The following is a 19,249-nucleotide window of genomic DNA, read 5'->3' as shown; positions in this document are numbered from 1 at the left end:
GCCGAGCCTCAACGGATGGTTTCGAGCAGCCGGTACCAGGTCATGCCCAGCGCCAGCAGCGTGTTGCCGAAACGGTCGCCGAGGGGCACGCGGCCATGCGGTAGCGCGGCAAAGGCATCGAAGGTGGCGGCCTGGCCGTGGATGGCTTCCGCCAGCACGCGGGCGACGATATGCGAGGTGGCGACGCCGTGGCCGGAATACCCCTGCGCGTAGTAAACGTTGGCGCTCTCGCCCAGGCGCCCGAGCATCGGCATGCGATTGGGCACAATGCCGGCCATGCCCTGCCACTGGTAATCGATGGCCACGCCCTTGAGCGCCGGGAAGGTCGCTTCCAGCCGCGGCCGCAGATAAGCCGCGATGTCTTCCGACTCGCGCCCCGAGTAGTTGGCCCCACCGCCGAACAACAACCGGCCGTCGGCGGTCAGGCGATAATAGTCGAGCACGAAGCGGGTGTCGTAGACCGCCAGATCGTCCGGATTGATCCGGCGTGCGGTCTCCCCGAGCGGCGCGGTGGTGACGATGCCGAGTGCGGCCGGAAACAGCTTGCCGGCCAGATCGGCACGGCCCAGGCGATGATAGGCACCACCGGCCAGCACCACGGTATCGGCGGTGATCGCACCGCCCCGGGTGACGACCCGAGCGGGCGACCCGTGCTCGATATCGACGACCGGCGAGTCTTCGAAGATCGCCACGCCCTGGTCGGCCGCGGCCCGGGCCTCGCCGCGCACGAGATTGAGCGGGTGCAGATGGAGGTTGGCGTCGTTGCGTAGCGCGCCGTGGTAGAGCGGCGTATCCAGCAGATCGCGCAGCTCCGCTTTTTCGATCCAGTGCACGACATCGCCCATGCCGCGCGCCTGTGCGGCATCGCGATCGGCCTTGAGCGCGGCCACATGGCCCGGCTTCCACGCCGCCTGCAGATGCCCGTGCTTGAGATCGCAGGCAATGCCGTAGCGTTGGACACGTTCTTCGATGATGCGCTGGCCGCGCCAGCGCAGATCCCATACGAACGCATCGACGTCGCCGCCGGGCACATCGCGCAGGTATTTCTTCAACCCGGCCTCGCCCGACAAGCTGCCGGTGACCTGGCCGCCGTTGCGCCCGGACGCGCCCCAGCCGATACGATTCGCCTCGACCAACGCCACGTCGTAGCCGCGTTCGGCCAGTTCGAGCGCGGTGGCCACACCGGTGAAACCGCCGCCGACCACGGCCACATCCACCCGGCGATCTCCGGCCAGCGCGGCATACTCGCCCGGCTCGGCGACCGAGGCCGCGTAATAAGAACCGGGATAAGCGGCCGCCCGCTCAGCCACGGTCGAAACCGGCCAGTACGTTGACCGCATTGATGCCGATCTCGGCGACCGCATAGCCGCCTTCCATGAGGAACAGCGTCGGCCGTTTCATGCCGGCCAGACGGCGGCCGTAGTCGGTGAAATCATCCGAAACGAGCTTGAAGCTGCCGATCGGGTCGCCCTCGAAAGTATCCACACCCAGCGACACGATCACCAGATCGGGATCGTAGTCGTCGATCCCGCTCATGGCGGCCTCGAGCTCGGCCACCCAGGTTGTATAGTCGGTACCCGGCGGCAACGCATGATTGCGGTTGTAGCCCTCGCCGGCCCCCGCTCCGCGCTCGTCGGGACGGCCGAGATAATGCGGAAATTCGTGCACCGGATCGCAGTGCAGCGACACGAACAGCACGTCGTCGCGATCGTAGAAAATCTGCTGAGTGCCATTGCCGTGGTGGTAATCGACATCCAGAATCGCGACCCGCGACGCGCCGGCCTCGCGCGCGGCCTGGGCCGCGATCGCGGCGTTGTTAAAAAAACAATAACCGCCGTATTGATCGAACGCGGCATGGTGGCCGGGCGGCCGACACAGGCCGAAGGCCGCTTCGCCGGTAGTCTGGACATGGTCGAGCGCGGTCAGCGCGATATCGACGCTGGCACGGGCGGCCTCCCAGGTGCCGGCCTCGATCGCGGTCTCGGCCGCCAGGGCGTAATAGCCGAGTTTGCCGTCGATGTTCTGCGGCACGAAATCGGAGCGGGTACGCCGCGTCGGCCAGACCGTGGCGATCGCCTCGCCGGTGTAACCGGCGGCCCGCCAGTCGGCCCACGCGTTCTCGATGAAATCGATATAGGCCGGGTCGTGCACCGCCGCGATCGGCTCCAGGCCGTGCATGGTCGCGCCGCGGATGTCGCCGAGCCCGACCTCGCGGATACGGTCCGCGATCATGTCGACGCGTTCGGGGCATTCCAGCGGAGCGATCAGCTCGCCGCCAGCCAGTTCGCTGGTCGAGCGACGGTTCTGCGTACGATGGTCGTGAAACGTCAGCATGACGCATGACTCCATTGAAATCGGCGGCCCGATGGGCCGCCGTCAGTCGATAGCGATTGGGCGCGCCTGCCCTGAGCCGGCGAGAAATCAGACGCGCAGCAGCAGGTATTCCCGCTCCCAGGAACTGATCACCTTGAAATGCGCGATCTCCTCGGTGCGCTTGACCGCCAGATAGGTGTCGATGAAGCGCTCGCCGAGCAGTTCCTTGAGCGGCGTGCAGTCGGCAAGAGCCTCCAGCGCACGCCCCATATCCGAAGGCAGTCGATGGCCCTTGGCATGGGCGGAATCGGCCACCGGCGCGCGCGGCTCCAGCTTATCGCGGATGCCGAGATAACCGCAGGCCAGCGATGCTGCGATGGCCAGATACGGATTTACGTCGGCGCCGGCGATGCGGTTTTCCACGCGCTTGCCACGACGCCCGGAATGCGGCACCCGCAGGCCGACGGTGCGGTTGTCGTAGCCCCATTCGGTATTGATCGGTGCCGAACCGTTGGAGACATCCGGCATCAGGCGCCGATAGCTGTTCACGTTCGGCGCCAACAGCGCAAGCGCCGGCGGCAGATAAGTCTGCATGCCGGCGAGGAACTGATAGAACAGTTCGGTCGGCTCGCCGGATTCGTCGGCGAACGCGTTCTCGCCGGTCGCGACATCGATCAGGCTCTGATGAATATGCATCGAGCTGCCCGGCTCGTCGGCCATGGGCTTGGCCATGAACGTGCCGTACATGCCGTGGGCGAGCGCGACTTCGCGCAGCGTTCGCTTGAACAGGAAGGCCTGGTCGGCCAGATCCAACGGGTCGCCGTGCTCGAAGTTGATCTCCATCTGACCCGAGCCTTCCTCGTGGATCAGGGTGTCGATATCGAGCGCCTCGGCCTCGCAGTAGTCGTACATATCCTCGAACAGCGGATCAAACTCGTTCACCGCATCGATGCTGTAGGCGCGCCGGGAAATCTCGCGGCGCCCGGAGCGGCCGGCCGGCGGCTGCAACGGGTAGTCGGCATCGGTATTGCGCTGAACGAGATAGAACTCCATTTCCGGCGCAATCACCGGCCGCAGCCCCAGCTCTTCGTAAAGCGCCAGTACCCGTCGCAGCACGTAACGCGGGCTGACCACCACTGGCTCGCCATTGAGATAGCTGCACTCGTGAATGATCTGCGCCGTGGGCTCTCGGGCCCAGGGCACGAGCCGACAGGTCGACAGATCGGCATCGAGCTGCATGTCCAGTTCGGCCGGATCCGCGATTTCCTCGTCGTCCTCCGGATAATCGCCGGTGGCGGTCTGGATAAAGATGGAATCGGGCAATCGCGGACGCTCGCCATTGAGATAGCGGGCGGCCGGCATGATTTTGCCCTTGGCCTCGCCGGTAATATCCGGCACCAGGCATTCGACCTCGCTGATGCGATGGGTGTTGAACCATTCGCGGATCTGCGGATCGCTCGTATCCTCGCTCATAAATCTCCCGGGTTGACCGATTCCGGGCCGACGCGACGCCGGCCCGGTACCACTGCTATCGCGACTGCACTTCCGTCCACAATTGCTGGACGAACTGCAGGTTGTCGCCTTCGATCGCCGGCGTGAAATGCAGGCGCTTCATCTGCTCGTCGGTCGGCATGACCGGCGGCTGGGTCAGCGACTTGTCGAGATACGGCGTGGAGGCCTTGTTCGGGCTGGCGTAGGCGTTCCAGTTCGACAGCTCGGCACCGATCTTGGCGTTCAGGATGAAGTTGATGAACTCGTTGGCGAGCTTCGGATGCGGCGCATGCGCCGGAATCGCCATGCTGTCGACCCAGAGCTCGGCGCCTTCCTTGGGCACCACGAACTTGATGTCCTTGAAGCCTTCGGGGTTTTCGCTCTTGTCGAAGGCATAGTCGCCGTTATAGGCCATACCAGCCGCCACATTGCCGCGCGCGAGCTGCTTGAGGGTGGGCGTGGCGTCCTGGAAGCCGCTGAAGTTGGAGCGCTTCTTGGTCTTCAGGATGAGCTTGGCGGCCTTGGTCCACTTGTCGCGGCCCTGGCAGTCATATTTGTAACCGAGGTAGGCACAAGCCGAGCCGAACATGACCTGGGCATCGGTGCCGATCTCGAACGGATACTTCGAGTTGGCCTTCGGGTCGAACAGAATCGACCAGCTTTCCGGCTGCTTGCCCAGCGTCTTGACGTTATAGGCGATACCCGTGTCGCCCCACTGGTAGGCGGCGGTGTACTTGCCCTTCGGGTCGTAGCTGGTGTCCTTGAACCGCGACATCAGGTTGTCGTAGTTCGGGATCAGTTTCTTATTGAGCGGCTGGATCAGGCCGGTGTGGATCAGACGCGGTACGTAGTAGTTCGACGGCACTACGATGTCGTACTGCGAATCGCCGCCGGCGCGCAGCTTCGCGAACATCTCGGGCTGGGAGTTGTAATAACTCTGGACCACCTTGACGTGATACTTGGCCTCGAACTGCTTGATGATCTTCGGGTTCATGTACTGAGACCAATTGAAGATATACAGCGTCTTGGCATCGTCAGCGAAGGCCGGCAGCGCAACGGCCGCTACGGCGGCCGCCGCGATCAGTCGGGTCAGGAATCGGCGTGTTTTCATGATGGTCGGGTCCTCGTGCTGGCTAATTGGATGTCTTGTATGAAGCGGGGCCGGCAGATCAGCGCGACTGCACCTCGCCCCAAAGTTGCTGGACGAACTGCAACGAGTCGCCCTTGAGCGCAGGCGTGTAGTGCAAATGCTTCATCTGCTCGGCGGTCGGCTGGCTCGGCGGCTTTCTGAGCGCCGGCTTGAGATACGGCGTGGCGGCCTTGTTCGGACTGGCATACCAGGTGAAATTCGACAGCGTGGCGCCGTTCTTGCCGTCGAGAATGAAGTTGATGAACTTGTTGGCGAGCTTCGCGTGTGGCGCCTTGTCCGGAATCGCCATGGTATCGACCCATAGCTCGGCGCCCTCCTTGGGCACCACGAACTTCAGATTCTTGTAGGCCTGCGGATTGTTCGCCTTGTCCTGCAGGTAGTCGCCGTTGAAGCTCACGCCGGCCGCGACGCTGCCCCGGGCCAGCTGACGCAGCACCGGCGTGCCATCGACGAAGCCCGAGAAATTCGAACGCTTCTTGGTCTTGAGCAGCAGTTGCGCGGCCTGCTTCCAGTTGTCGCGTCCCTGACAGGCATAGCCATGCCCCTGATAGGCACAGGCGGCACCGGTCATGACCTGGGCATCGTTACCGAGGGCAAACGGATACTTCGGGTTCGCCTTGGGATCGAACAGGATCGACCAGCTGTTCGGCTGCTGCCCCAGTTTCTCTGTGTTGTAGACAATACCCGTGTCGCCCCATTGATAGGCCGCTGTGTACTTACCGGTCGGATCGTAGGACGGCTTCTGGAAGCGCGCCATCAGGTTGCTGTAGTTCGGGATCTCGGATTTGTCGAGCGGCTGAATCAGGCCGCTCTCGATCAGGCGGGGGATATAATAGTTCGACGCCACGATCACGTCGTACTGGGCATCCCCGCCGGCCCGCAGCTTGGCGAACATCTCCGGATTGGACTCGTAGAAGTTCTGGACCACTTTGACGTGGTATTTATCCTCGAAAGCCTGGATCAGCTTGGGGCTGATGTAGTCCGACCAGTTGAACAGCATCAGCTTGTCGCCATAGGGCGCGGCCTGCGCGCCGCTGACGCCGGCCAGCAGTAACAGCGCCGCCGGTAGCAGTCGTTTCAGGCCAAACCGGCCGATTCCCGTTGTCATCGTGAAAGCCCCCTGCCGTTAAACAGAACCCGGCGCCGTCGCAACGCCCGAGTGTGTGGATCGTTCGTTCGAGTCTGCCATGACCGCTACCGCGACCGGATCTCGGTCCATAGCTGCTGGACGAACTGCAGATCGTCGCCGCTGAGCGGCGGCGTGAACTTGAGCACCTTCATCTCGGCCGGCGTTGGCATCACCGGCGGCTTCGCCAGCGCTGGATTCAGATAGGGCTTGGACGCCTGATTGGGGCTCGCGTAGTAGTTGAAGTTGGATAGCTCGGCGCCGCGCTTGGCATCCAGCACGAAATTGATGAACTCGTTGGCCAGCTTGGGATGCGGTGCATGCGCCGGGATCGCCATGTTGTCGACCCACAGCTCCGCGCCTTCCTTGGGCACGACGAACGTCGTGTCCTTCAAGCCCTGCGGATTGCTGTGTTTTTCCGAGACATAGTCGCCGTTATAGGTGAGTGCCGCATCGACCGTGCCGCGGGCGAGCTGCTTCAACACTGGTACGCCGTCGCGGAAACCATTGAAATTCGGTCGCTGCTTGGTCTTGAGCACGAGCTGCGCCGCCTGCTTCCAGTGGTCCCGGCCGTGACAGGCATAGCCATGGCCCTGATAGGCACAAGCCGCGCCCAGCATCACCTGGGCATCGGTCATCATGGCGAACGGATAGTCCGGATTGTTCTTGCGATCGAACAGAATCGACCAGCTGTGTGGCTGCTCGCCCAGCTTCTTCGTGTTATAGACGATGCCCGTATCGCCCCATTGATAAGCCGCCACATATTTGCCCTCGGGATCGTACGGCGGCTTTTTGAAGCGCGGCATGAGATTGTCGTAGTTCGGAATCAGCGTCTTGTCGAGCGGCTGAATCAGGCCGGTCGCGATCAGCCGGGGCACGTAGTAGTTCGACGGGAAGATCACGTCGTACTGGGCATCGCCACCGGCACGGAGTTTGGCGAACAGCTCCGGGTTCGAGTGATAGAAATTGCGCACAATCTTGACGTGGTACTGCTGCTCGAAGGCCTTGAGGATCTTCGGGCTCATGTACTGCGACCAGTTGTACAAATACAGCTTCTTCGCCGGCGCGGCCGCCGCACCGGCCGCCACGACCAGCCCGGCCGCCAGAACGACGCTCTGCAAAATCCGTTTCATGTCGTACCCCTGAGTGCAATGAAACGCGAACCCCCCAAACCGTGCACGCGCGCGGCCTCAATCGGCCGCGCGCGGACGCGCCGCCCGCACATACTGGAACGCCAGCGCGATGACGGCCGCCGCGAACACCGCGCCAATCATGAGCGTGGCGATGGCATTGACCTCCGGCGTTACCCCCTTCTTGATCGCACTCCAGATGAAGATCGGCAGCGTTACGCTCTCCGGCCCCGAAGTGAAGAAGCTGATCACGAAGTCGTCGATCGACAGCGTGAAGGCGAGGAAGAACGACGACACGATCGCCGGCCGCAACGTGGGCAGGATGAAGTACCACGCTCGCTGCCAGCCTTTGGCATACAAATCGTGACAGGCCTCGAACAGCATGGCGTCGAGCCCGACCAGACGTGAGTAGATCAGCAGCGCCACGAACGGCACCTGGAAGCTCACATGGGCGATCACCATCGTGCCCAGCCCCAGCTGGAACAGGCCGGTGGCGTTGCTGATCGAGGTGAAGAAGCTCATCTGCGAGATGCCGTAGACGATGTCCGGCATCACGATCGGCAGATACACCAGCCAGATCAGCCAGCCCAGCCGACGATTACGGTAGGTGTACATGCCGTAACCGAGCAGCGTGCCGATCACGGTGGCGATGATCGACGATGTGATGGCGAGCGTCAGGCTGTTGTAGAACGCATTCAGAATGGTCTCGTCCGAAAAAAGCTGGGCATACCAGCGCAACGAGACACCCGCGAACACCGCCGACGAGTTGATGCTGTTGAACGAGTACAGGGCAACGACGGCCAGCGGTGCGTACAAAAAGAACAGCATCACGTACCAGAAGGCCCGCATCCCGCGATGGAAACCGCGCGAACTCATAGCACCACCTGCGAATCACCGCCGAGTTTCTTGCCCATGCGCCGCAGCACCAGCAAGCCGAGCAGGGTCGCGATGATCATGATCAACGCGCCGGCCGCGCCCAGCGGCCAGTTCGAAGCCGCGGCGAACTGCCGTGCCACGAGATTACCGAGCATCATGGACTTGCCGCCGCCGAGCAGTTCGGGAATGACGTACATGCCGAACGCCGGAATCGACACCAGCACGGTGCCGGCCAGCAGCCCAGGCAACGTCTGCGGCAGCACAGCATGGATGAAGGTCCGGATCGGCCCGGCCCGCAGGTCGCGGGCGGCATCGATCTGGGCGTAGTCGAGTTTTTCGAACACCGCATACAGCGGCAGCACCATGAAGGGCATGAAGTTGTAGACCAGTCCCACGACCACTGCGAACTTCGACGGGAACAGGCCCATCTGCGCCGGAATCAGCCCCATCGAGGCAGCCAGGTCACTCACGGGCGAGCCCGGCGACAGGATGTTCATCCAGCCGATCGCTCGAATGACCTGGTTGGTCCAGGACGGAACCACCACCGCCAGCAGCATCAACGGCCGCATGCGCGCCGGCGCTCGGGTGATGTAGTAGGCGATCGGATAAGCCATCACGATCACCAGCGAGGTCGACAGCACCGTCTGCCAGATCGAGCGGATCAGGGTATAGAGGTTGCCGGGCGACCAGCCCAGAAAGCCGAAGCCGGCCAGTTCCTTGAAGGCCTCGAGCGTCAGCGGCATGCGCGGCAGACCGTAGGTGCCGTTGGTCATGAACGCGATCGTCATCAGATACGCGCTCGGCAGCACCAGGAACACCACGATCCAGATCACGCCCGGCGAAATCACCGCCATGAGATGCCCGAAATGGCTCGGCTCGCGACGCTTCGGCGACTCGCTGGCGCGGGTCGCGAAAGCGCCCTGCGTTCTTGCGTCTTGCGTTCTAGGCATGGAAGGTGACCACCCCCGAGGTCTGCACTTTCACCGCCACGCGGGTACCGACGTCGAACATCGGCTCGCCCACGTTGTTGCAGGTGGCCACGATCTCGGTGTCGTTGCCCAGATCGAGCGTGTACTCGGCCACGTGGCCGCGATAGACCCGCTCGCGCACGACGGCGGCGAAGACGTTGGGCCCGGCGTTGACGTCGTCCTCGCGCACCACGGTCATCGTTTCCGGCCGGATGAGCACGTGTGTGCCGCGTTCGAATTCCCCCACCAGCCGGCCGAAACACGTATCCAGGCCGGATTCGTCCTGTTGGCGCACCTCGTAGAGGTTCTGATGGCCCATGAAGCGCGCCACGAACAGATTCTCGGGGTGCTCGTACAGCTGCTGCGGCGGGCCGACCTGCTGGATGCGACCATCGTTGAGCACCGCCACGCGATCGCTCATGACCATCGCTTCCTGCTGGTCGTGGGTGACAAAGATGAAGGTCATACCCAGCCGGCGCTGAATCCGCGACAACTCGAGCTGCAGCTCGCTGCGCAGGCCGGCATCGAGCGCCGACAGCGGCTCGTCGAGCAGCAGCACGTCGGGCTCGTTGACCAGCGCCCGGGCGAGGGCGACACGCTGGCGCTGGCCGCCAGAGAGCTGGTCGACCCGTCGACCCAACAGATTGCCGATCTTGATGAACTCGGCGGTTTCGGTCACGCGCTTGCTGATCTCGGCCTTGTCCATGCCGCGCATCTTCAGACCGAAGCCGATGTTCTCACGCACATCGAGATGATTGAACAGCGCGTAGGACTGGAACACCGTGTTGACGTTGCGCTTGTGCGCCGGTACGTCGGTGACCGAGGCGCCGCCGATCTCGACTTCACCATCGCTGGCGTTCTCCAGACCCGCAATGATGCGCAGCAGCGTGGTCTTGCCGCAGCCCGACGGGCCGAGCAGCGTGAAGAACTCGCCGCCACTGATCTTGAGATTGATGCCCCGCAACGCGATCGAATCGGCCGCGAACTGCTTGGTCACGCCATGTAATTCGATCGATGAGCCACTGCGCCCGCTGGCCTGGTCCTGATGTTGAGTCGTCGGTTCGGCGGCCACCGCCGATGCCGTTGCTGTCGACTGCCCTGTCATATCCGCCCTCTTAGAGTAGATCCCGCATGCGATAGAAATTGGTCGCCAGCACCAGCAGCGGCGTGCGAAGTCGCTCGCCACCGGGAAACCGGCGATGCGTGAGCCGGGTATAGAGATCGAAGCGTTCCGCCTGCCCGGCCACGGCATCGCTGATCAACTGCCCTGCCAGTCCCGCAAGCGCCATGCCATGGCCCGAGTAGCCTTGAGCATAGAACACGTTATTACCGATGCGCCCGAAATGCGGCGCGCGATTGCGGGTCACACCGACCAGGCCGCCCCAGCTGTAATCGATACCGATACCTTCCAGTGCCGGAAACAGGCGTCCCAGCTTGGTCTGCATGCGTTCGTTGAGCCGCTTCGGCGGCCGTTTGCCGTAGCTGACCTGTCCGCCATAGAGCATCCGCGGCCTGTCCGCCGGTGCGGCAGAAAGCTGGTAGTAATCGAGTACGAAATTGGCGTCCGAGACCGCGTCGTCGCCGGGCAGCGTCTCGGCGACCTGCTGCGGCGACAACGGCTCGGTCGCAATGATGTAGTTGCCCACCGGCATCAAGTGCCCGGCGAGTTCCGGCGCCACGTCGGCAGCCAGATAAGCATTGCCGCCCAGCACCACATGATCGGCAGTGAGCTGACCGTCGCGGGTATGCACGGTCGCCGGCTCGCCGTGCTCGATACGCTCGACCGGCGAGTCTTCATGCAGCGTCACCCCGGCCGCCTGCGCGGCGCGAGCCAGGCCGAGCACATAGTTCAATGGATGCAGATGCCACGACTCGGCGTCGTACAGGCCGCCGATATAAGCCGGACAGCGCACGCGCTCGGCCAAGCCGTCGCGATCGAGCAGGGTCAGGCCGTCGTAGCCGTAGACCCGCTGCATATGCTCCTGTTCTTCCGCAAAGCCCTTCATGTGACGCGGCTTGAGCGCGGCGTAGACCGCACCACCACGCAGATTGCAGTCGATATCGTGGCGCCGGATGCGATCCACCGTCAGATTGACCGCCTCGCGCGACATCTCGAATACGCGGCGCGCGTCCTCGGTGCCCAGTGCGTCGGCGAACGTCGACATGCCGGTGCCGAAGCCGGTGAGAATCTGCCCGCCGGAGCGTCCCGAAGCACCCCAGCCGATACGATTGGCTTCGACCAGTGCTACCGAATAACCCCGCTCGGCGAGGTTGAGGGCGGCCGAACAACCGGTCACACCACCGCCCACGACCGCTACATCAACGCGGCGCGCACCGGTCAGCGGCGTCGTGGGCGCCAGCTCGATGCGTCGGCTGTCGCGATAGTAGCTGTCAACGTAGTCGCTCATGAAGATCTTATTTTGTGATCACAATCCAAACATGCCGCAATCGATAGCCGTCTGTCGAATCGCGCAATCGCGGTGCAAACTTGACTGCAATGGACAACTACCGTGCTGCTGGCGGTTCGCTTGCAAGCCCCGGACCAAGTAGCACAAGCGCTTCCAGCGCGCGAAACAGCCCCGAAACAGCGCATTTGAACCGGAATTTGCACCGTTATAGCGCGCTCATCGTCTTTTTGTGATCACAAAAAGGTCATAGAGCGCGCTCATTCGGCGTTGGCGACTGCGGCGCGCCACTCTATGCTGAACCCGTGAATGACACGAGTAGACGCATGGCGGGCTACGACCAATTGACACCTGCCACCGGCACGAATCATCGCCAACAGGCGATTTATTCCGCAGGATTGGCCGGGCGCCGGCCGGCGATTCCGGTGGCGCATACGGCCCTGGCCGCTGAGGCCGAACGTCGTCTGTCGGCGCCGGCGCACGGCTATATCGCCGGCGGCGCATCGGGGGAGACCACGCTGGCCGCGAACCGGGCGGCGTTCGGCGCCTGGCATATCGTTCCGCGCATGCTGACCGACATCGCCCACCGCGATACCGGCGTTTCGCTGTTCGGCCATCGCTACCCACAACCGTTCATGCTGGCGCCGATCGGCGCGTTGGAGCTGGCGCATCACGAGGCCGATGTCGGGGCGGCCCGTGCAGCGGCCGCCGCCGGCATTCCGGCGATTCTGTCGAGCCAGGCCAGCCGCCCGATGGAAGCATGCACGGCCGCCATGGACGCGGTCGCGCCCGGCGCGCCGCGCTGGTTTCAGCTGTACTGGCCCAAATCCGACGCGCTCGCGGAATCGCTGATCGCACGCGCCGAAGCCTGTGGCTGCGACGCGCTGGTGGTCACGCTCGACACACCACTGCTGGGCTGGCGCCCGCGCGATCTCGAGCTCGGGCATCTGCCGTTTCTGCGCGGTCAGGGGCTGGCGCAATACACGCACGACCCCGTGTTCCGGTCGATGCTGGCCGATACGCCGGCCGACTCGAATCGGCCGCCCATCACGCCCCGCTTGCTGGCCAACGTGCTCGCCTGCGCGCGGCATTATCCCGGATCGACCTGGCGCGCGCTGACCCGCGGTCACGGCCTGGCGGCCGTGCGCCAGTTCGTCGCCACCTATTCGCGCCCCGATCTGACCTGGGCCGATCTCGCCTGGCTGCGCGAGCGCACGCGGTTGCCGATCGTGCTCAAGGGCGTGCTGTCGAGCACGGACGCCCAGCACGCCGTGGCCGCCGGCATCGACGGCCTGATCGTATCCAACCACGGCGGCCGACAGGTCGACGGCGCCATCGCCAGCCTGGACGCGCTGATCGATATCCGGGCCGCCGCGCCGGATCTGACGCTTATTCTCGACTCGGGCGTGCGCACCGGCGCCGATATCGTCAAGGCGCTGGCGCTGGGTGCGGATGCGGTGGCCATCGGTCGACCGTATGCGTACGCGCTCGCATTAGCGGGCGCGACCGGCGTGGCCGAATGGATCGCCAATACCGCGGCAGATTTCGAGCTTACGATGGCGTTGGCCGGCGCCCGATCCGTCGAGGAGATTCGGGCCGGCGGCGTCGAGCTGCGATCGGGGCGCCGCCGATGATCGATCTGGCCCCCTGGCTGCTTGGACTGGCCATCGTTGCCCTCGTCTGGTGGCGCGCCATGGGCGCCCGCTCGGCGGCCCGGCGCGCCGCGCAGGCCGCCTGCGAAGAGGCCGACGTCATCTTCATCGACGAACTGGCGTTCAAGCGTATCGGCTTCTCGCGCGACGGCCAGGGCAGCTGGCGGCTGACCCGGCGCTACGGCTTCGAATTCTATAGCCGCGGCGATCGACGCTACGCCGGCACGATCGAGATGCACGGCCAGCGCGTGGTCCGGGTCTATATGGGGCCGCGTCCGGTCTGAGTTTGCTTCACGGAGAGTGGCGCGGCTCGGATGAACAATCTACTGACACGTCACAACCCGGGCGAGGCCGCGAGGCCAGCGATTCCAGGGACCATCGTGGGTTGGGGCCAGGCGGTCAGTGGCGTCGTATCGCGTGGCCGCCCGGGGTTCCACGCGAGGCGCGTGGTGTGCGCTAGACTCGGCACCAGTTTCAACAGACTACGGCCCGATGTCCCATCAAGAGATCACCCTGCGCTTTCTCGCCGAACCCTCGGACGTGAATTTCGGGGGCAACGTATTCGGCGGCAGTGTCATGAAATGGATCGACCACGCGGGTTATACCTGTGCGGCGAACTGGTCGCACAGCTACTGCGTCACGGCCTACGTCGGCGGCATCCGGTTTCTCAAGCCGATCCGGGTGGGCGACCTGGTGGAGCTCAAGGCCGAGCTGATGCATACCGGCAACACCAGCATGCACATCTCGGTCAGCGTGTATGCCCGCGACCCGAAATCGGACGATGCCCGTTTCACGACGCACTGCATACTGGTGTTCGTCGCCGTCGACGGCGACGGCCGCCCCACGGCGGTGCCGGCGTTCACGCCGGAAACACCGCAGGCCCGGCGCCTGAACGATTACGCGCGCAAGATGATCGACCTGCGTCAGCGCATGCAGGACGAAGCGGCCGATTTCCTCCAGGAGATGGAGACCCATGTCCACGACGACTGAGCGCCGGCGCACCGGGCGACGCGCCGGTAATCGCGGATCGCTCGACTCCGGCTTGTCTTGATAAGGCGAATTCATGCAACGACGTACTCTGCTCAAGGCCTCTCTGGCCCTGACCTCTTTGGGCCTGCCGGCGATCCCGGCCTTTGCCAAGTCGCCGATCGATGAAAGCAAAGGCCAGCCATTCTCGTTCGGGTGGCTTAAGGACAAGGCCCGGAAGATGGCCCGTTCGGCCTATCAGTCGCCGGCCGAGAAGCTGCCCGAGGCACTGGCCAGCCTGGCGCCGCTGAACTACCAGAAGATCGTCTACGACTGGCACGACGCGCTCTGGTCATCGGACCCGAAGGTCGCACTGCGGGTGCATTTCTTCCATGTCGGCATGCATTTCAATACGCCGGTGCGCATGCACGATGTCGACCCGGATACCGGCAAGGCCCACCCCATTCCGTTCAAGCCGGAGCTGTTCGACTACGACCACAGCGGTGTCGATCCCAAGCAGCTCGAGGGGCACAACCTGGGGTTTGCCGGCTGGCGGCTGGCGGTGAACCCGGGCGGGCCCTACGTCAATGAAGTGGCCTCGTTCCTGGGCGCCAGTTATTTCCGCGCGATCGACAAGGACAAACAGTACGGCCTGTCGGCGCGCGGTCTGGCGATCGATACCGACGAGCCCGGCGGCGAGGAATTTCCGGATTTCACCCAGTTCTGGTTCGAGCGGCCCAAGGACGGTTCCGAGCGGGTCACCGTCTATGCGCTGCTGGATTCGCCGAGCGCGACCGGTGCGTACCGGTTCGATATCGATGCCGGCAACGCCCAGGGCGTGATCATGGATATCTCGGCGCATGTCTATACGCGCAAGGCGATCAAACGCCTCGGCATCGCGCCGATGACCAGCATGTACCTCAAGGGCACTGCCCAGGAGACCGCGCGCGATACGATCTATCCGCTCATGCACGACTCGGATCGATTGTCGATGTGGCGCGGCAACGGCGAATGGATATGCCGGCCGCTCTACAACCCGCCGACGATCCAGTTCAACACGTTCATGGACGAGAACCCACGCGGTTTCGGTCTGGTCCAGCGGGATCACGATTTCAACGATTATCGCGACCCGGTCACCTGGTACAACCGACGCCCGAGCCTGTGGCTCAAACCCACGAACAAATGGGGCAAGGGGCAGATCGCGCTGATGGAAATGCCCACCGTGGGCGAGACGGTCGATAACATCGTGGCGTTCTGGATTCCGGAAAAGCCGGTCCACTCCGGCGAGCATTTGCACTACGACTACACGTTGTACTGGTGGCCCGAGCCGCCGGTGTCGCCGTCGCTGGCCATTGTGGATAAGACCTGGTCCGGTATGGGCAATGTGCAGGAAGGCTGGATTCCGGGCAACAAGTCGCCCGACCAGTATGCGCGCCGCTTTGCCGTGGACTTCGTCGGCTCGCCGCTGGACAAGCTGCCGGACGACGCCCACGTGACGGTCAACGTATCGGCCTCCAACGGCAAGATCAGCTATACCTCAACCCATGCCATGAAGCCGATCAACGGCTATCGGGCCGTGTTCGACTGGATGCCCACCAGCGACGCCACCACCCCGGTGACGCTTCGGGCCTATCTGGTCAACGGCAATCAGACGCTCACCGAAACCTGGCTGTATCAATGGGTGCCGCCGGCGCCGCAGGACCGCCATTATTAGACCTATGATGGCCGACGCGGCCTCCACGATGCCCTCATCGAACAGCGCCACCCGGCGATGAGCGCCGTGCTACTCGTAGCGGCCCGCATCGTCGCCGGGCTGCTCGTCGTGCTCGTCGCCGGCTACGGCACCGGCGCGTTATGGTTTCGCGGCCCCCGCCCGCGCGCTCTGCGCATTGTCTTGATCGTGGCGTGGTGGGCCGCGGCGCTGGCCGGCCTCGTCGGGCTGATCGTGCCCGATCGCGTCGGCCCGGCCGTGTTCGCAATCGCAGGGTTGATGTTCGCGCTGTGGTGGGCCCAAATCCGGCCGCGCTCGGATCGACCCTGGGCCGACGACGTCGAGCGCGTGCTCCACGTGGAACGTAACGGCGCCCGGGTGCGCCTGCACAACGTCCGCAACTTCCACTGGCGCACGCGCGACGACTACACCCCAAACTGGGAAACCCGCGATTACGATCTCGACCAGCTCGTCGCGGTCGATATGGTGGCCTCGTACTGGATGGGGCCGACCATCGCCCATACGCTGGTTTCTTTCGCGTTCGCCGATGGCCGGCATCTGGTGTTTTCGGTCGAGGTCCGGCGTCTGGCGGGGGAACAGTTCTCGGCCATCGGGGGCCTGTTTAGGCAATGCGAGCTGGCGTTGGTGGCCGCCGACGAGCGCGATATCGTGCGTACCCGCACCACGGCCCGTCGCGAAGATGTGTATCTGTATCGCGTCGCCCTGCCGCGCCCCGGCATACGCGCCCTGTTCGAGGCCTATCTGGATACCGCCGAAACGCTGGAGCGACGACCGCGCTTCTACAACACGCTGACGTCCAACTGCACGACGCTGGTCTACGACATGGTCAAGGCGATCGTGCCCGGCCTGCCCTGGAACTGGCGGCTGCTGGCGTCGGGCCATCTGCCCGAATACCTCTACGATCTCGATGCCCTGGATACGCGTCTTTCGATGGCGGAGCTCCGACGTCGTTGTTGTATCAACGACGTCGCGATTGCCTCGGATATCGACGGCCAGGCCAGCCCTGATTTCTCCGACGCGATTCGGCGCAATCTACCGGCGCCCGAAGGCACGCCGGCGCCGCCCCCGTAACCCGCTGACCGATACCGGACGGGGCACACCGGTCGGACTCGTACAAAACCTCATCAGGCCCTAATCTGATGGATGTCCCGCGAGCCTGGGTCATGTTTATCCGGCTTGCTTCTTGCTTGCGAACCGACCGTATGTGATCTGCTCTTCTTATCGATCCTCGGGGGCCACGATGTCTCGCATCGCTATTCGTGCCGCGGTCGCAACCGCGCTGCTCGCCGCCGGCCTCGTGCCGGCTCTCGCTGCCGATACCGGCTCGGGATCGAGCCCAACCACCCACACTGACCACCCCGCCAGCCAGACGCCCACCACTTGGGATCTGGACGATCTGTATGCCTCGCCCGCGGCCTGGCAGAGCGCGTACGACCAGACCCAACAGCGCATCGACACGCTGTCGCGCTTCTCTGGCCATCTGACCGACAGCGCCGACGCTCTGGCCAAGGCGTTGAACACGATCTCGGACGTACAGAAGTCGGTCGCCCGTCTGTCGGTCTATGCTGGGCTGGCCGCCGATCAGGACCTGCGCGACAGTCACGCGCAAGAGCGCCGCAACAAGGCCGACCGCCTGGCGGCACAGTTCGGCGAGGCGACCGGCTACGTCCGGCCCGAACTGGTGGCGATGGATCAGGACAAGCTCAAGTCCTGGAGCCACGAGACAGTGCTCGCCGACTATCAGTACATGCTCATGCAGATTATGAAGGCGGCGCCGCACACCCTGTCGCGCCAGACCGAATCCGCACTGGCCGCACTGAGTCCGGTCAACGGTCAGAACGACACCTTTTCATTGTTATCGAACGCCGATATTCAATGGCCGAAGATCAAGATCGACGGCAAGGAACGCACGATCGATCAGGCCGGCTACACCAAATGGCGCAGCAACCCGAATCGCGAGGTCCGTAAACGGGTGTTCAAGGCGTTCTGGTCGAAATATAACCAGTACGAAAGCACGTTCGGCTCGCTGCTCGACCAGACCGTGCTCCAGCACGTGATCGACGCCCGCCTGCATCACTACGACAGCGCCCTGGCGGCGGCCACGGCCGCCAACGATATTCCCACCAGCGTTTATCACCAGCTGGTGGCCTCGGTGAACGACAACCTCGACACGCTGCATCGCTATCTCAAGCTGCGGGCCCGCATGCTTGGCGTGAAGCAACTGCATTACTACGACATCTACCCGCCGCTGGTGAAGTCCGACCGCGCCTTCACCATCGACGAGGCCCGCTCGCTGGTGCGCCGCGCCACCCGGCCGCTCGGCGCACACTACGAACAACTGCTCGACAAGGCCACCAACTCGCCCTGGACCAGTGTCTACCCGAGCCCCGGCAAGAGCTCCGGCGCCTACATGAACGGCGCCGCCTACGACGTGCATCCCTATGTGTTGATGAACTTCAACGACGACTACGAGAGCGTGTCGACCTACGCGCATGAATGGGGCCACGGCGTCCATACCATGCTGGCCGACGAGCGCCAGCCGTTCGCCACCGCGGACTATCCGATCTTCACCGCCGAGGTTGCCTCGACCACCAACGAACAGCTGCTCGTTCATTACATGATCGAGCATGCGAAGACCGACGAGGCCAAGCTGTTCTATATCGGTCAGGCGCTCGAGCAGCTGCGCGGGACCTTCTTTCGCCAGGCCCAGTTCGCCGAATTCGAGCTCGCCATTCATCAGGCCGTACAGAAGGGCGAGCCGCTGTCCGGCGCCCGCTTGACCCGGATGTACGGCGATATTCTCGACAAGTACTACGGCACCCAGGACGGCATCACCCAGATCGACCCGGCCGACGACATCGAGTGGGCCTATATCCCCCACTTTTATTACGACTTCTATGTTTATCAGTACGCCACCTCGATCACCGCGGCGCATTATTTCGCCAGCCATATCGAACAGGGCGACGCGAAAGTGCGCAAGGCGTATCTGCACGCGTTGTCCGAGGGCGGTGCCGACAGCGGCTACACGATTCTCAAGAATGCCGGTGTGGATCTGGCGACAGCGGCGCCCTATCAGGCACTCATGGCCTACATGAACGGCCTGATGGACCAGGCCAATGCCATCCTCGACAAGCAAACCGACAACCACGAGAAGGACGCGGGCTGACCCGGCTGCGAGACGCGTCTGCCCGGTCGTCGTGCCGCCAGCGGACCGAGCACGTCAGCGGGGCGGCGCCGCCCATGCTAGGGTTGTGATCACGAAGCGCATGCTGCGACGGACCGGAGGGCTGTCGGTCGCATGCCCAACGCTTTGTTTGCCCGCTCCTTCACAACTAAGTCGAGCGGTCATCGGGTCTGTCGTTGTTGCATGCGAGTCCGCGCCCAGCGCTGTCTTCCGACAAGCCTCGGATAGCACGGGGGCTCTCGTTTCGAACGACAAC

General features: G+C 63.8%; 16 protein-coding genes. 6 read left to right on the top strand and 10 right to left on the bottom strand.

All coding sequences use genetic code 11. From position 1 onward, the window contains the following. Positions 1 to 8 precede the first annotated feature (8 nt). From C41B8_RS08215 to C41B8_RS08170, 10 genes are all read right to left on the bottom strand, one after another. Positions 9 to 1,340: an NAD(P)/FAD-dependent oxidoreductase gene (locus C41B8_RS08215; protein ID WP_037336498.1), complete on the bottom strand. Its 1,332-nt coding sequence runs from the start codon at positions 1,338 to 1,340 to the stop codon at positions 9 to 11. Continuing rightward, positions 1,303 to 2,334, bottom strand: a complete 1,032-nt coding sequence (locus tag C41B8_RS08210; RefSeq protein WP_037336496.1) for a histone deacetylase family protein — start codon at positions 2,332 to 2,334, stop codon at positions 1,303 to 1,305. Before C41B8_RS08210 ends, C41B8_RS08215 begins: the two co-directional genes overlap by 38 nt. Positions 2,335 to 2,421: 87 nt before the next feature. Then, complete coding sequence (locus C41B8_RS08205) at positions 2,422 to 3,786, bottom strand: glutamine synthetase family protein (protein ID WP_037336494.1); 1,365 nt, start codon at positions 3,784 to 3,786, stop codon at positions 2,422 to 2,424. 55 nt (positions 3,787 to 3,841) lie between these two features. Next, positions 3,842 to 4,915, bottom strand: coding sequence for an ABC transporter substrate-binding protein (locus tag C41B8_RS08200; RefSeq protein ID WP_037336493.1), 1,074 nt, complete (start codon positions 4,913 to 4,915; stop codon positions 3,842 to 3,844). A gap of 58 nt (positions 4,916 to 4,973) precedes the next feature. Then, a complete protein-coding gene (locus C41B8_RS08195; protein ID WP_037336491.1) occupies positions 4,974 to 6,062 on the bottom strand; it encodes an ABC transporter substrate-binding protein in 1,089 nt (362 codons plus the stop codon). 86 nt (positions 6,063 to 6,148) lie between these two features. Continuing rightward, positions 6,149 to 7,213: an ABC transporter substrate-binding protein gene (locus tag C41B8_RS08190; protein WP_037336489.1), complete on the bottom strand. Its 1,065-nt coding sequence runs from the start codon at positions 7,211 to 7,213 to the stop codon at positions 6,149 to 6,151. A 57-nt stretch (positions 7,214 to 7,270) separates the two neighbouring features. After that, positions 7,271 to 8,086 carry an ABC transporter permease gene (locus C41B8_RS08185; protein ID WP_037336487.1) on the bottom strand — a complete coding sequence of 272 codons (816 nt, stop codon included), beginning with the start codon at positions 8,084 to 8,086 and terminating at the stop codon, positions 7,271 to 7,273. Continuing rightward, entirely contained in the window at positions 8,083 to 9,036 is a 954-nt protein-coding gene (locus tag C41B8_RS08180) for an ABC transporter permease (RefSeq protein WP_084188704.1), read from the bottom strand. The genes C41B8_RS08185 and C41B8_RS08180 overlap by 4 nt, the downstream gene beginning before the upstream one ends. After that, on the bottom strand, positions 9,029 to 10,159 hold the full coding sequence (locus C41B8_RS08175; protein WP_051883279.1) for an ABC transporter ATP-binding protein: 1,131 nt from the start codon (positions 10,157 to 10,159) through the stop codon (positions 9,029 to 9,031). The genes C41B8_RS08180 and C41B8_RS08175 overlap by 8 nt, the downstream gene beginning before the upstream one ends. Positions 10,160 to 10,169: 10 nt before the next feature. Beyond that, positions 10,170 to 11,462: an NAD(P)/FAD-dependent oxidoreductase gene (locus tag C41B8_RS08170; RefSeq protein ID WP_037336483.1), complete on the bottom strand. Its 1,293-nt coding sequence runs from the start codon at positions 11,460 to 11,462 to the stop codon at positions 10,170 to 10,172. A 323-nt stretch (positions 11,463 to 11,785) separates the two neighbouring features. Between C41B8_RS08170 and C41B8_RS08165 the strand changes: the two genes are divergently transcribed. From C41B8_RS08165 to pepF, 6 genes are all read left to right on the top strand, one after another. Then, positions 11,786 to 13,093, top strand: coding sequence for an alpha-hydroxy-acid oxidizing protein (locus C41B8_RS08165; protein ID WP_051883278.1), 1,308 nt, complete (start codon positions 11,786 to 11,788; stop codon positions 13,091 to 13,093). Continuing rightward, complete coding sequence (locus tag C41B8_RS08160; RefSeq protein WP_051883277.1) at positions 13,090 to 13,395, top strand: DUF3301 domain-containing protein; 306 nt, start codon at positions 13,090 to 13,092, stop codon at positions 13,393 to 13,395. Before C41B8_RS08165 ends, C41B8_RS08160 begins: the two co-directional genes overlap by 4 nt. A 208-nt stretch (positions 13,396 to 13,603) precedes the next feature. Next, positions 13,604 to 14,101 carry an acyl-CoA thioesterase gene (locus C41B8_RS08155; RefSeq protein ID WP_037336481.1) on the top strand — a complete coding sequence of 166 codons (498 nt, stop codon included), beginning with the start codon at positions 13,604 to 13,606 and terminating at the stop codon, positions 14,099 to 14,101. A gap of 73 nt (positions 14,102 to 14,174) precedes the next feature. Beyond that, positions 14,175 to 15,791 (top strand): OpgD/OpgG family glucan biosynthesis protein, encoded by a 1,617-nt coding sequence (locus C41B8_RS08150; RefSeq protein ID WP_037336478.1) that lies wholly within the window; start codon positions 14,175 to 14,177, stop codon positions 15,789 to 15,791. Between the two features lie 57 nt (positions 15,792 to 15,848). Beyond that, a complete protein-coding gene (locus C41B8_RS08145) occupies positions 15,849 to 16,880 on the top strand; it encodes an Lnb N-terminal periplasmic domain-containing protein (RefSeq protein WP_037336476.1) in 1,032 nt (343 codons plus the stop codon). 169 nt (positions 16,881 to 17,049) lie between these two features. Beyond that, complete coding sequence (gene pepF, locus C41B8_RS08140) at positions 17,050 to 18,975, top strand: oligoendopeptidase F (RefSeq protein WP_051883276.1); 1,926 nt, start codon at positions 17,050 to 17,052, stop codon at positions 18,973 to 18,975. The last annotated feature ends 274 nt before the right edge of the window (positions 18,976 to 19,249 follow it).

This window comes from Salinisphaera hydrothermalis C41B8 (genome assembly GCF_000732535.1).
Taxonomy (GTDB): Bacteria; Pseudomonadota; Gammaproteobacteria; order Nevskiales; family Salinisphaeraceae; genus Salinisphaera; species Salinisphaera hydrothermalis.
This window is presented reverse-complemented; position numbering and strand designations above follow the sequence as displayed.

What these genes read in the sequence shown, in the direction of transcription:
- C41B8_RS08150 (WP_037336478.1), top strand. Translation starts at nt 14,175, where the DNA reads ATGCAACGACGTACTCTGCTCAAGGCCTCTCTGGCCCTGACCTCTTTG.
- C41B8_RS08165 (WP_051883278.1), top strand. Translation starts at nt 11,786, where the DNA reads ATGGCGGGCTACGACCAATTGACACCTGCCACCGGCACGAATCATCGC.
- C41B8_RS08170 (WP_037336483.1), bottom strand. Translation starts at nt 11,462, where the DNA reads ATGAGCGACTACGTTGACAGCTACTATCGCGACAGCCGACGCATCGAG.
- pepF (WP_051883276.1), top strand. Translation starts at nt 17,050, where the DNA reads ATGTCTCGCATCGCTATTCGTGCCGCGGTCGCAACCGCGCTGCTCGCC.
- C41B8_RS08175 (WP_051883279.1), bottom strand. Translation starts at nt 10,159, where the DNA reads ATGACAGGGCAGTCGACAGCAACGGCATCGGCGGTGGCCGCCGAACCG.
- C41B8_RS08205 (WP_037336494.1), bottom strand. Translation starts at nt 3,786, where the DNA reads ATGAGCGAGGATACGAGCGATCCGCAGATCCGCGAATGGTTCAACACC.
- C41B8_RS08210 (WP_037336496.1), bottom strand. Translation starts at nt 2,334, where the DNA reads ATGCTGACGTTTCACGACCATCGTACGCAGAACCGTCGCTCGACCAGC.
- C41B8_RS08215 (WP_037336498.1), bottom strand. Translation starts at nt 1,340, where the DNA reads ATGCGGTCAACGTACTGGCCGGTTTCGACCGTGGCTGAGCGGGCGGCC.
- C41B8_RS08195 (WP_037336491.1), bottom strand. Translation starts at nt 6,062, where the DNA reads ATGACAACGGGAATCGGCCGGTTTGGCCTGAAACGACTGCTACCGGCG.
- C41B8_RS08180 (WP_084188704.1), bottom strand. Translation starts at nt 9,036, where the DNA reads ATGCCTAGAACGCAAGACGCAAGAACGCAGGGCGCTTTCGCGACCCGC.
- C41B8_RS08145 (WP_037336476.1), top strand. Translation starts at nt 15,849, where the DNA reads ATGAGCGCCGTGCTACTCGTAGCGGCCCGCATCGTCGCCGGGCTGCTC.
- C41B8_RS08200 (WP_037336493.1), bottom strand. Translation starts at nt 4,915, where the DNA reads ATGAAAACACGCCGATTCCTGACCCGACTGATCGCGGCGGCCGCCGTA.
- C41B8_RS08185 (WP_037336487.1), bottom strand. Translation starts at nt 8,086, where the DNA reads ATGAGTTCGCGCGGTTTCCATCGCGGGATGCGGGCCTTCTGGTACGTG.
- C41B8_RS08160 (WP_051883277.1), top strand. Translation starts at nt 13,090, where the DNA reads ATGATCGATCTGGCCCCCTGGCTGCTTGGACTGGCCATCGTTGCCCTC.
- C41B8_RS08190 (WP_037336489.1), bottom strand. Translation starts at nt 7,213, where the DNA reads ATGAAACGGATTTTGCAGAGCGTCGTTCTGGCGGCCGGGCTGGTCGTG.
- C41B8_RS08155 (WP_037336481.1), top strand. Translation starts at nt 13,604, where the DNA reads ATGTCCCATCAAGAGATCACCCTGCGCTTTCTCGCCGAACCCTCGGAC.